The organism is Cryobacterium sp. TMT1-66-1 (assembly GCF_004403435.1).
In the GTDB taxonomy this organism is placed as follows: Bacteria; Actinomycetota; Actinomycetes; order Actinomycetales; family Microbacteriaceae; genus Cryobacterium; species Cryobacterium flavum.
Genome location: NZ_SOGP01000021.1, coordinates 192236 through 204895 on the forward strand (window position 1 = coordinate 192236; position 12660 = coordinate 204895).

10 protein-coding genes are annotated in these 12660 nt (G+C 67.1%); 7 read left to right on the forward strand and 3 right to left on the reverse strand.

Annotation, left to right across the window (positions count from 1 at the left end; genetic code table 11):
* Positions 1-128: 128 nt before the first annotated feature.
* Complete coding sequence (locus E3T29_RS15085) at positions 129-3116, reverse strand: AAA family ATPase (protein WP_134346396.1); 2988 nt, start codon at positions 3114-3116, stop codon at positions 129-131.
* On the reverse strand, positions 3113-4309 hold the full coding sequence (locus tag E3T29_RS15090) for an exonuclease SbcCD subunit D (RefSeq protein WP_134346397.1): 1197 nt from the start codon (positions 4307-4309) through the stop codon (positions 3113-3115). The genes E3T29_RS15085 and E3T29_RS15090 overlap by 4 nt, the downstream gene beginning before the upstream one ends.
* A 173-nt stretch (positions 4310-4482) precedes the next feature.
* On the opposite strand from E3T29_RS15090, the gene E3T29_RS15095 reads away from it, so the two are divergent.
* From E3T29_RS15095 to E3T29_RS15125, 7 genes are all read left to right on the forward strand, one after another.
* A complete protein-coding gene (locus tag E3T29_RS15095) occupies positions 4483-5271 on the forward strand; it encodes a DeoR/GlpR family DNA-binding transcription regulator (RefSeq protein ID WP_134346398.1) in 789 nt (262 codons plus the stop codon).
* Positions 5268-6269, forward strand: a complete 1002-nt coding sequence (locus E3T29_RS15100) for a 1-phosphofructokinase family hexose kinase (protein WP_134346399.1) — start codon at positions 5268-5270, stop codon at positions 6267-6269. Before E3T29_RS15095 ends, E3T29_RS15100 begins: the two co-directional genes overlap by 4 nt.
* Positions 6266-8278, forward strand: coding sequence for a fructose-specific PTS transporter subunit EIIC (locus tag E3T29_RS15105; RefSeq protein WP_134346400.1), 2013 nt, complete (start codon positions 6266-6268; stop codon positions 8276-8278). Before E3T29_RS15100 ends, E3T29_RS15105 begins: the two co-directional genes overlap by 4 nt.
* 104 nt (positions 8279-8382) lie before the next feature.
* A complete protein-coding gene (gene ptsP, locus E3T29_RS15110) occupies positions 8383-10134 on the forward strand; it encodes a phosphoenolpyruvate--protein phosphotransferase (RefSeq protein WP_134346401.1) in 1752 nt (583 codons plus the stop codon).
* Positions 10135-10187: 53 nt separating this feature from the next.
* Positions 10188-10466, forward strand: coding sequence for an HPr family phosphocarrier protein (locus tag E3T29_RS15115; protein WP_092340598.1), 279 nt, complete (start codon positions 10188-10190; stop codon positions 10464-10466).
* Positions 10467-10608: 142 nt separating this feature from the next.
* Positions 10609-10881 carry a hypothetical protein gene (locus tag E3T29_RS15120; protein ID WP_369827297.1) on the forward strand — a complete coding sequence of 91 codons (273 nt, stop codon included), beginning with the start codon at positions 10609-10611 and terminating at the stop codon, positions 10879-10881.
* Between the two features lie 2 nt (positions 10882-10883).
* Positions 10884-11828 (forward strand): FHA domain-containing protein, encoded by a 945-nt coding sequence (locus E3T29_RS15125; RefSeq protein ID WP_134346402.1) that lies wholly within the window; start codon positions 10884-10886, stop codon positions 11826-11828.
* Positions 11829-11878: 50 nt separating this feature from the next.
* On the opposite strand, the gene E3T29_RS15130 is transcribed toward E3T29_RS15125, so the two are convergent.
* Complete coding sequence (locus tag E3T29_RS15130) at positions 11879-12385, reverse strand: hypothetical protein (protein WP_134346403.1); 507 nt, start codon at positions 12383-12385, stop codon at positions 11879-11881.
* Between the last annotated feature and the right edge of the window lie 275 nt (positions 12386-12660).

Sequence of the window (12660 nt, forward strand, 5' to 3'; positions counted from 1 at the left end):
GCAACGCTCCGATCGTGACAGGCTCACCGCGGATGGGCAATGGCTAAAGCCCACCTCTTGTGGTCAGCCCGGTGGCCTCGAACGGCGCTTGGACGGTCCGGGAACGATTCCGTACCGCCCACGAACGGTCATTCGACGGGTGCGTTGGCCTCGATTCGGCTGTAGCCCTGGTCGGTGACCGAGATACGCAGGGTCGCCGGGATCTGCTCTTTCATGGAGTCGACGTGACTGATCAGGCCGATCGTGCGTCCGCCGGCGCGCAGGGTGTCGAGGGTGCTCATGGCCGTCTCCAGGGTCTCGCTGTCGAGCGAGCCAAACCCCTCGTCGACAAACAGGGTGTCGAGCGTGATGCCGCCGGCTTGCCCGGTCACCACCTCCGCCAGTCCGAGCGCGAGAGCGAGCGAGGCCAGGAAGGTCTCGCCACCCGAAAGAGAGTGCGTCGCCCGGGCTCGACCGGTGAACTCATCGCGGATCGCCAGCCCCAGTCCCGACCGAGCACCGCCCTTCACTCGGGAGTCATCGTGTTCGAGGGCGTAGCGGCCGCTGGTCATCGTGCGCAGCCGCAGGTTGGCCGCCACGACGATCTCTTCCAGCTGGGCGGCCAGAACGTAAGTCTCCAGCCGCATCCGTTTCGTGTTCGGTTCGTCTCCCTGCACGACGTCGGCCAGGCCTCGTACCTGGGAGTGTTCGTCGAGCAGATCAGCGGATGCCGCGAATCGCGTGGTAACGCCCCGCACGAGCACGTCCAGCTGGCCGGCACGTTCGGCGAGCGAGCTGTGCGCGCCCACAGCGTCATCGCGCGCGCCGCTCGCGGCTGCGAAGGCCAGCCGGGATGGCTCGAGATCGACCGGATCTGGCGCAAGATCGATCAGCTCAGGATCTGCCGCTGCCGCCAGGGCCGCTGCACGCTGGTCGTCATAGGACCGCACATCGTTCGCCAGCTGCGCGGTCTGGCGCTCGCCCCGCCGCGCCGCGGCAGCGGTTTCCTCGTCATCAAAGGCTTGCTCCGCCAGTTGGCTCGCGAGGTCGAGGTCGGCCGCATCACGAGCCGCGGCGCGCTGCTGGCTGAGCACGAGGGCGTCGTCGAGGGCGCGAGCGCAGTCCAGCTCGTGCTGCAGAGCGCGCGCCTGGTCGGTCACGGTATCGCGATCACCACGCTGCGCTCCCACGCGGGCCACGAGCAGGTCACGCTGCCCCGACCGTTCGCTGTGGGTGTCTGCCGCAGTATCGCGTGCCGCCCGAAGGCTCACCACCGCGGCTCGTGCGTGGGCCTGGGCGTCCCGCAGGTCGGCGTTTTCCTGCCGAAGCCCACCGACCAGGTCGGCAGCCGTGCGCGCGGTGGCCAACCTGACCCGGGCGGCCACGCCTTCGGCGCGGAGCTCGTCAACACTTCGTTGCCCGGCCAGCGCCTGCGCCTGCCCGAGACGATTCGTCAGGGAGGCCTGGGTCTCCTGAGCATCGGCCAGTTCGCGCTGCCGGCCCTGCATCTGCAGTTGGGCCGAATCGAGGTCGGCTGCAGTGACCTGTTCGCCCTCCGCTGCTGCGGGAGCCGGGTGTTCGACCGAACCGCAGACCGGGCAGGGCACACCATCGACGAGGCGGCTGGCCAATTCGGACGCCTGCCCGGCGAACCGACGAGCCACGAGGGCCTCGTAGTCAACGGCAGCCGCCGCGTTGTCCCGACTGCGGTCGAGCAGTTGCACGCCCGCCCCGGCCAGCTCGGTCTGCAACGACACCACGTTTTCGGCGGCCGTGAACGCGGCGTCGGACCGGCACACGGCGTCGTCGGCGTCGGTCTCGCCGGAGGCGGCGAGGGTTGCGGCCGCGAGTTGCTCGCCGACGAAATCGATCTGCTGAGGCAGCTCATCGATGCGATTCTGCGCACGCGTCAAACCGTCGGTGTGGCCGGTGAGCACGTCGAACAAAGCGGTGATCTCGTGGTTCAGGGCAGGGAGCTGCTTCTCTTCCGCGAGTACCTCCGCGAGCGCTCCGAGACGTCTCACGAGGGCGTCCATGATCGGACGCAGCGCCGGCTCGGACTCGCTCTGCGCCGTGCTGCCGCTGACACCGGCGCTGCTGTCGCCGAACGGCAGCCAGGCGACCCGCGCCAAGGTTTCAGCGGCCAGAGCGGCCTGCCAGTCGGCAGTCGCGGCCCGGCTGCTGCGAATGTGCGGCCAGACCCGTGCCGCCCGGGCGGCCCGCAGCAGTGTGCTGCGTTCTTCCTCGACCTCGGCCCGGCGGCCGTCGAGGGTGGCGAGAGCGGTGTCGGCCAGAGCGCGGCGGCCCTGACGCCGCTGGGTCTCCGTGGCCGCGCGGTGGTCGGCAGTGGCTTCAGACAGCAGAGCGGCCGCACTGGCCGACTCCTCTGCGGCGGCGTCGACTGCGCTGTTCAAGTCGGCCAGAGCGCCCTGAAACCAGCCCAGGTCGGGGGCGATGGGCGGTTCAGAAAGCCGAAGCTGATGCATGGCAGCGGTGGTGTGTTCGACGATGTCGCGCTGCACGTCAGCGAGCCGGTCGTCGAGTGATTTGCGGCGCTGCACGAGCGCGGTTTCCAGTTGCTCAAATCGGGTGGTCCCGAACAGGGTGCGCAGCACGGCACGGCGTTCATCGGTCTTGGCCAGCAGAAAGTATTGGAACCGGTTTTGGGCGAGCAGGATCACCTGCAGGAACTGGTCGGCCTTCAGGGGCAGGATCGCGCTCAGTTCCAGGCCGACCGCGTGTGGTTTGGCCGCAAGGCCTTGCCACTCGGTGCCGTGGAGCACCTGCAGTACAGCGGTGGGCGCCGCGGTGGTGGTTCCGGTGCCGTTCTTCTTCGCCCGCTCGTAGGCGGGGCTGCGCAACAGGCGATACTCACGCCCGCGCAGGCTGAAGTCGAGTTCGACAAAGGTGGGATCATCGGGCTCGCAGTAGTCGCTACGCAACGGCTGCTTTCCATCGAGAAACCGCGGCACTTGGTCATAGAGAGCGAAGCAGATAGCGTCGAGAATACTGGATTTGCCGGCGCCGGTCTTGCCTGTGATGAGAAAGATGCCGTCGGCATCGAAACGTTCGAAATCGACAATTTGTTCAGTCTTATATGGCCCGAATCCGGCCAGACGCAGTCGCTGGATCTTCATGCGTTCACCTCCTTCACACTCTGTTCGTTTAACAGTTCTGCGACCAAAGCACTTTCAAACTCGCTGGGACCGACCCCGTTGCGCACGAACGACAGGAAGCCAGCCACAATCTCGGTATCCCCCGTGGCCGCGCGAATGCGCTCGGCGTAGGTGGAGCCCTCCGCATCGAGAGTGATCGTGGGGCGGTGCTCGAGCGTCACCGCGTGGACAAATCGGGATTGCAGCGCCCGCATCGCGTCGAGCGGGCGCACCCGGTCGGTGAGAATGGCTTTCACCCAGTCGCCCTCGTTGTCGGCGAATGCTTCGTTAGCGAGCAGGTCGGCGAGTTCGCCGGTGAGTACCGCGAGCCGGCGCGGAACGGGCAGGTCGACCCACTCCACGGCACCAGGGTCGGAGCCCAGGCCGTCGGCGCCGAGTTCGACCAGCCAGGCACCGCGCGGCTTGCCGGCCTCGGCGAAAGAGTAGTGCAGCGGCGCCCCGGAGTAGCGCACCCGCGGGGTGAGGGTGGCTCGCCCGTGAATGTGGCCGAGCGCGACGTAGTCGCAGCCGTCGAACACCGACAGCGGTACGACGTCGAGCCCGCCGGCGGTGATATCGCGCTCCACATCGCTCGACTCGGCGGCCGGGGCGACGCCGGCCGCGAAACAGTGCGCGAGGACGACGCTGCGGCCACCCCGGCCGCCCGCAGTGAGGCGCAGCGCCAGGTCGTCCCGAATGCGCGTCATGGCGAAGTCGAGCACCTGGTCGTGCGTTTTCAACGGTACCCCGGGGTGCAGGTGGCGAATGAGCGCCGGCTCCAGATAGGGGATGCCATAGAAATGAACCGGGCCGTGCTCGTCGGTGAGCGTGATCGGCGAAGCGTATTGCTCGGGCCGGGTCAGGATGTGGATGCCGGCCAGCGCTGCCCACTCGGCCTGAAACCCGAGCCGGGTGGCCGAGTCGTGATTGCCGCTGGTCATCACAACGGATGCCCCGGCCTCTTTCAACCGCCGCAGCGTGTCGGTCAGCAGCGCGTAGCTCTCTTTGGAGGGCATTGCGGAATCGAAGACATCACCGGCCACGGCCACCACGTCGACACCGCGTTGCACCACCACCGCAACCAGTGCGTCCAACACGAGACCGAGGTGCTCGAGCGTGGAATGGGTATGGAAGGTGCGCCCGATGTGCCAGTCCGAGGTGTGCAGAATCTTCATACCAATTACGCTACCGGGGCCCACCGACATGCCCGACCGGCAGCATCCGCGCGCCGCTGCGCAGCAATATTTCTTTGTTTATCTTCTTATTTCTTGACAAACAAAAATAAACACAGCTAAAGTCAATGAAACCAACTTCGTGACCAACATCACTCACCGTCGAGGAGGCATTCGTGTTCGCCGAAGAACGTCAACTCTTGATCGCCGCACTCGTGGCAACCCAGGGCCGGGTCACCGTCACCGACCTCGCCACGCGATTCACCATCACCGCCGAGACGGTACGCCGCGACCTCGACACCCTCGAAGCCGCCCGCCAGCTGCGGCGCGTGCATGGCGGCGCGGTCGCTATCGACCGCCTGAGCCTGTCCGAGCCGAGCCTCAACGTACGCCAGACCCAGCACCTCGACGAGAAGTCGCGCATCGCCGACGCCGCCATGCGCATGATTCCGGCCAGTCGCACCGGTTCGATCCTGCTCGACGCCGGCAGCACCACGGAGCTTCTCGCCGACCGCCTGGCCAGCTTCACTCCGGCTGTCAGCGGCGACCAACTTCTGGTGATCACCAACGCGGTGCCGATCGCCGGCAAACTCTCCAGCAACGAGACAATCCAGCTGCACATTCTCGGGGGCCGCGTGCGCGGGCTGACCAGCGCCATCGTCGGTGCCGGAACCGTCGCGCAGCTCGGGTTGCTGCGCCCCGACATCGCCTTCATCGGCACCAACGGCATCAGCGCCACCTTCGGACTCAGCACCCCCGACTCGGTCGAAGCGGCCGTCAAGGCGGCCATCGTCACCTCAGCGAGGCGCGTCGTCGTGCTCGCCGATTCCAGCAAGCTCGACCAGGAGACGCTCGTCTGTTTCGCCGCCCTCGCGGCCATCGATACCCTGATAACGGATGCCCCGCCATCCGCTAATCTGGCCGCAGCCCTCGCCGCGGCCGACGTCGACGTGGTGATCGCATGATCGTCACCCTGACCCCCAACCCGAGCCTCGACCGCACCATCGAGCTGGCCGGCCCGATCGAACGCGGCGAGGTGCAGCGGGCCGTGGCCGCCCACAGCGAACCCGGCGGCAAGGGCGTCAACATCTGCCGCGCCCTCGAAGCGAGCGGCATTTCAAGCCTCGCAATTTTGCCCGGTGACGCCGACGATCCGGTGCTGCTCGCCCTCACCAGCCAGTCAATTCCACACCTCGGCCTGCCGATCGGCGCGCCCCTCCGCAGCAATGTCGCGATCACAGAACCCGACGGCACCACGACCAAGCTCAACGAACCCGGCCCCGTACTGAGCCTCGCCCAGCAGGATGCCCTGGTGGAACTCGTTCTGGAACAGTCGGTCGGCGCGAGCTGGCTGGTGCTGGCCGGATCGGTCCCCCCCGGCGTGCCCGACGACTTCTACGCGCGTATCATCGTCGAGCTGCGCACCCGACTCGGTAGCCAGGCGCCGAAAGTCGCCGTGGATTCCTCCGGCGGCCCGCTCGCCGCGGCAGCTCTGGCCCACCCCGACCTGCTCAAGCCCAACGGTGAGGAACTCGCCGAGCTGAGCGGCCTCTTCGACGGCGACACGCTCGAAGCAAACCCCGATCTCGTCGTCGACGCAGCTCGCGTTCTCATCGCCGGTGGTGTCGGCGCCGTGCTGGCCACCCTCGGAGCGAAGGGCGCCGTGCTCGTCACCGCCGCCGAAAGCTGGCTCGCCACGACTCCCCCAATGCTCGCCGTGAGCACGGTCGGTGCCGGCGACTCGGCCCTGGCCGGCTACCTGCTGCAGAGCAACCTCGGCGCGAGTGCCCCCGATTGCCTGCGCCAAGCCGCCGCCCACGGCGCTGCCGCCGCCTCCCTGCCCGGTTCCACTGTTCCCGCCCTGCACCAAACCAACCCCAGCGCCGTCACCGTGACGGACCTTGCCCCAGTCCTGGCCTCCGAGCCGGTCCTGGCCACACATCCAAAGGAGGATAACCAGTGAGCGCACTGATCACCCCGGAGCTTGTTGCTCTGGACACCTATCTCGGTACCGAGCCGAAAGACGTCATTCGGCACCTGGCCGAGCTCGTCGTCGGCGCCGGCCGAGCCACCGAGATCGAATCTCTCTACGCGGATGCCCTGGCCCGCGAAGCGAAGACCGCCACCGGCATCCCGGGCGGGCTCGCCATTCCGCACTGCCGTTCCACGGCCGTGCTGGAGCCCACCCTGGCACTGGCCCGCCTGTCGACGCCGGTCGACTTCGGTTCCAAGGACGGCCCGGCCGACCTCGTCTTTCTTATTGCGGCGCCGGACGGCGCCGACCAGGAGCATCTGAAGATTCTGGCCAAGCTGGCCCGGTCGCTCATGAAGAACGACTTCACCGCGGCCCTGCGGGACGCGTCGACCGCGCAGCAGATCGTCGAACTCGTGGGCAACGTCGTCGCCCCGGTGCCGGTTGCTGCCGGCGCCCACGCCGGCAGTGCCGAAAACGCGAACGCCGGCACCGGCCCCGCACGGTCCGGCATGAAGCGCATTGTCGCCGTCACGGCCTGCCCGACCGGCATCGCCCACACCTACATGGCCGCCGACTCCCTCGTGGCCGCCGCCAAGGCCGTCGGAGTCGACCTGCAGGTCGAGACCCAGGGCTCGGCCGGACTCACCCCGCTCGACCCCGCCGTCATCGCAGCGGCCGACGCCGTCATCTTCGCCGTCGACGTCGACGTGCGTGGCCGGGAACGCTTCGCCGGACTGCCCGTCATCAACGCCCCGGTCAAGCGCGGAATCGACGAACCCGGACGATTGATCGAGGAAGCCCTCGCCGCCGCGCTCAACCCGAACGCCCGTCGCGTCAGCGGCACCGTTGACCTCGGTGGCTCATCAGAGGAGAAGAGTGAGCACCTGGGCCAGAAGCTCAAGCGAGCCCTGCTCACCGGTGTCAGCTACATGATTCCGTTCGTCGCCGGCGGAGGCCTGCTGATCGCCCTCGGCTTCGCCCTCGGCGGCTTCGAGATCACCAAGGTCGCCGATGCAGTCGTGCTGAACAACAGCCTGTTCAACCTTCCCGACGGGGGCCTGAACATCTATCTGGGAGCGGTCTTCTTCAAGATCGGCGCCCTGTCGATGGGCTTCCTGGTTCCCGCGCTGGCCGGCTACATCTCCTTCGCCATCGCCGATCGCCCCGGCATCGCTCCCGGCTTCGTCGCCGGTGCCGTGGCCGGATTCATGGGTGCCGGGTTCCTCGGCGGCATCGTCGGCGGACTGCTCGCCGGTGTCGTCGCTGTGAACATCGCCAAAATCAACGTTCCACGCTGGCTGCGCAGCCTTATGCCCGTCGTCATCATTCCGCTGATCGCGTCGATCGTCGCCTCCGGGTTGATGTTCATCGTGCTCGGCGGTCCGATCGCCCTGCTAACCGTGGGACTGAGCGACTGGCTAAACGGCATGACCGGGGCATCCGCTGTGATTCTCGGTGTCATTCTCGGCCTCATGATGGCCTTCGACCTCGGCGGCCCGGTCAACAAGGTGGCCTACGCCTTCGCCGTCGCCGGCCTCGGCGCAGCCACCCTCGCCAACCAGGCACCGTGGCAGATCATGGCCGCGGTCATGGCCGCCGGCATGGTGCCGCCGCTCGCGATGGCCCTGGCCACCGTGGTCGACCGCAAGCTGTTCAGCCTCGCTGAGCGGGAGAACGGCAAGGCGGCCTGGCTTCTCGGGCTCTCCTTCATCTCCGAGGGTGCCATTCCGTTCGCCGCCGCCGACGTCTTCCGCGTAATTCCGGCCAGCATGCTCGGCGCCGCCGTCACCGGTGGACTGTCGATGGCCTGGAACATCACGAGCAAGGCACCGCACGGAGGCGTCTTCGTGTTCTTTGCGATCGACAACTTCTGGTTGTTCCTGCTCGCAATCGCGATCGGTACTGTTGTATCAGCGTTTGCCGTTGTCGGACTCAAGCGCTACGCCGTGCGGAAGCGTCCGGTTGACGCTCCGGAAGCCGTGCTCGTCAACGCCTGATCCGGTGCCGGCGCCGCGCGAACCAGCGCAGCCCAAACGACGCGCGCGACCGCAGTTCCGCAATACAGTGACGCCAGCCGAATGCTGGGATGAAGGAATCGAGGATGATCGTGCAGACGCTTTCAGGCAGTGCCGGTGCAGGCCAGGCACCGGCAGACCAGGCCGAGACCGGCCGCACCTTCTCCGGAGTCGGAGTCAGCCCCGGACGCATCATCGGTTCCATCCTGCTGATGCCCAAAGCGGTTCGTGAACCCGCAGTCGGCGAGCAGTTGGCTGCGGGAACAAGCGCGGAAGACGCATCCGCTCTGCTGCGCACCGCGGCGAAAGCCGTGCAGACCAACCTCACGGCGCGCTCGTCCTCGGCTTCGGGCACCGGCCGGGAGGTGCTGGAAGCCACAGCACTAATGGCGAACGACCCGATGCTGGTGAAGGCCGCAGTCAAGCTCATCACCAACGGCGCCTCGGCGGAACGCGCAATCTGGGACGCCGCCGCGTCGGTGGCCGAGATGCTGCACAATCTCGGCGGCTACATGGCCGAGCGAGCGACCGACGTCCTGGATGTGCGGGGGCGTATCGTCGCCGAGCTGCGCGGCGTTCCCGCGCCCGGAATTCCCTATTCGGACACTCCGTTCGTTCTGGTCGGCGAGGACCTCGCGCCGGCCGACACCGCCACCCTCGACCCGGCGAAAGTCATGGCCCTCGTCACCTCGAGCGGCGGGCCGCAGTCGCACACGGCCATCATTGCTCGCGCCCTCGGGCTGCCGGCCGTGGTCGCCGCAGTGGGGGTCGACTCTCTCGCTGACGGCACCCTGGTCTTCGTCGACGGAGCCGCCGGCACGGTCCTGGTCGACCCCGGCGGCGACGAGGTCGCGCTCGCCAAGGCGTGGGAGACAACCACCGCCGCCCTCGCCGTGTTCGACGGGACCGGGCGAATGAAGGACGGCCACCTGGTTCCGCTGCTCTCCAATGTCGGTGGCGCGAAGGATGCGGTCAAGGCCGCGGCAGCCGGTGCCCAGGGCGTCGGGCTGCTGCGCACCGAGTTCTGCTTTCTGGAACGCGACACCGAGCCCACCATCGCCGAACAGGTTAAGGCCTATCGCGGCGTGTTCGACGCTTTTTCGGGCAAGAAGGTGGTCGTGCGCACGCTTGATGCCGGCGCCGACAAACCACTGCCGTTTCTGACCGATGCCTCCGAGCCCAACCCGGCCCTCGGCGTGCGCGGCTACCGCACCGATTTCACTTCGCCCGGCGTGCTCGAACGCCAGCTGCAGGCCATCGCGCAGGCCACCGAGGGCACCGAAGCCCAGGTCTGGGTGATGGCGCCGATGATCTCCACCGCCGAGGAAGCCGAACATTTCGCCAGCCTCTGTGCCGCAGCTGGCCTGAAAACGCCCGGCGTCATGGTCGAGGTCCCCTCCGCTGCCCTGACCTCCGCGAGCATTCTCGAACACGTCGATTTCGTCAGCCTCGGCACCAACGACCTCACCCAGTACGCCATGGCGGCCGACCGGCAGCTCGGCCCGCTCGCGGGCCTCAACACCCCGTGGCAGCCCGCCGTGCTCCAGCTGATTCGGCTGACCGTGGCCGGATCGCGCGACGAGGGCCACAACAAACCCGTCGGTGTCTGCGGCGAGGCCGCTGCCGACCCCGCCCTCGCGGTCGTATTGGTCGGCCTCGGCGTCACGACCCTGTCGATGACCGCACGGGCACTCTCCGCCGTCGCCGCTGTGCTCGCCAGCGTGACGCTCCCCGAGGCCGAGCAGCTGGCCAAACTGGCTCTGACGGCGCATTCGGCAGCGGATGCCCGTCGCATCGTTCGCGAGAAACTACCCATACTTAACACGCTGGGGCTCTAACCCGCCACACCCGTTTCACCGTACTTTTCACGCGCCTATCCCTGGAGGATCCCATGTCTGAACGAACCGCCGTCATCGCCAGCCGCGTCGGCCTGCACGCTCGCCCGGCCGGAATTTTCGTCGCCGCTGTGGGCGAGCTGCCCCTCGAAGTGACCATCGCCATGGCCGGCGAACCGGCCGACGACGCCATGGACGCCTCGAGCATCCTCTCGATCATGAGCCTCGGCGCCTCCAACGGCGACACCGTCGTGCTGCGGGCCGAGGGTGAGGGCGCCGAGGAGGCTCTCGACTCACTCGTGAAGATTCTCGAGACCGACCTCGACGCCGAATAATGCCCGTTCCCGTTTTACCCAAAATCCTTTACGCCACACAGCTAGGTAAATAGGCTAGGTAAATCTCGAGGTTCTCTTCCTCCTGACCGGTGCACTTGCCGGAACCTGCACCATTCTCTGTGCGAGCGAAAAGGAACTTACCGTGACCGAACGACAGACATACCTGGGCAATGTCGAGAACTCCGCTGACTCCGAGGAGCGCACCATCAAGGACTGGACCGACCTCGGCCAGGAAATGTGGTCCTATCTCACGGGCAAGGGTGCAGCGATCAACTACAGCTTCATCGATATGGTCGTCGAGGTTCCCCGCGATATCGGTCCCGACGCTCCGCGAGCCGTGTGGAAGTTCAACGGCACCCTGCGTGTAACGACGAGCGACCAGAAATCCGTCGGCTCCGATCCCTTCCGCGGCTAAGCATGGGCTCCTCCGCGAGCGTGCCCCCGGCCTCGAACATCGATCTGCACATCGATCTCGCCTTCTCGCTGGAGGAGCCATCGGCCCGGCCCGATGGCTCCTCCGACGGTTCGACCGGCGACACTTTTGGAGCCGCCGACACCATGCAAGGCACGATCACTGCAGACGGCAGAGATGTGACCATCTACACGAGCAACCCGGAAATGTTCGTGCAGGGCCGGGCACTCAACCTGGAACCGTTGCGCGCACTGGCCGGCGAGTTGGCGAATCGTGGATTGACGGTGTCCGTCACCGGCCCCGTCGGGCTCATCGCCCGACTGGGCGACGTACAGGCATCCGTCACGCAACGTCTGGTGACGCGGTCACCGCACATCGTTCTCGGGTCGAGAAATGCACTCGGACCGCTGGTGCAGGCCCGCTTGCGCGGGCAGGCCCGCATGCCGGTGGCGATTCCGCTTCCACCGTCGACCGTGTTTCCGCTCGCGCCGACCTTCGACCGGCGCAGCCGCCGCCGGGTCACGACGACGCACTACACGCCGGGAAGCGGGCGCCCGCGCCTCATTTTCGTCGTGGGGTCGAAGAATTGGAACGGACAGATGCCCCGAGAGTTCAACCTGCTTCCGGGCACGACGACTATCGGTTCGTCGGCCGACGCGGACCTGCAACTGCCCGGCCTGAAACCCCTGCACGCCGAGATTCGCCACGATGACAACGACGAGTACCGCCTGTTTCCGATCGGTGAGGTCGGGGGCAGTTCCCGGCCGGCCGAAGACGGCCGCAGCATCGGCAATGGACAGATTCTGCGCACCGGTTCGCGGCTTGAAATGGGCCCGTGGCGGATGGGCTATTTTCGAGAAGAGTTCGCCGATCACGGCCGCCCGTTCGGCGGGCGCGTCGGCGGCGAACTGGCCTTCCAGAAACCACAGCCGCCCCGGCCGCGCAGCTGACCGGCCCTGTGGGTGCCGCACCTCTGTGCGACACTCACAGGGCTAAGAAGTTACGACGTGAAGAGGCCGGTCCAGACCGCGCGTGATCCCGATTCTCCGATGAGCGCCACGGTCACCACAGCTCCGATCGCGCTGACCAGAACGGCCAGGTCGAGAATGATGGTGGCTACTAGACGTCCCCTGCGGCTCGGCACAGCGGATGCGAAACGCCCGCCGGCACCGACAAAATAGCGATACCAGACCCACTGCACGACGGCCACGAGGAACAGGGCGATCACCCACGGCAGCATGGTGCGACCGAGCGCAGTGTGGGTTCCGAGCAGCGGGGTGACGTTGACGAGGCGGGATTGCAGCCACTCTCCCGCCTGCACCGCCAGGGGGACCAGCGCGAGCGCGGCGAGGGCCACGAGCGGCGTCACGATACCCAGCCGCCGCCGAACGGCCGGCCAGAATGCAGTGAGCAGCGCGCACAGTGCCGCCAGCGGAACCACGATCACGACGGCGTGCACGATGAGGACGTGCAGCGGCAATCCGTTGAATTCCCAATCAAAGTTCATGGTGCGTCTCTCCCGATGTCGAGTTCGCGCCGCGCCGCGCCGGTTGTGCTCGACCGGCCGGAGACGTCCGGCCTGAGCGGGCACTTAGTGCGCCTGATCATTGCACAAATCGAGCTGATTCGACGTAAATGAGTCGAAGTGGCGAGCTGCCGGCATGCTCACCCGCTATCGGGTCACGCCGTAATCAGCGGTGGGCGGGGTGCCGACCGGCACCCCGCCCACACTCGTGCGAGGGTAGACGGGTGACCTATACCGCTGCGAACGCCTTCACCACC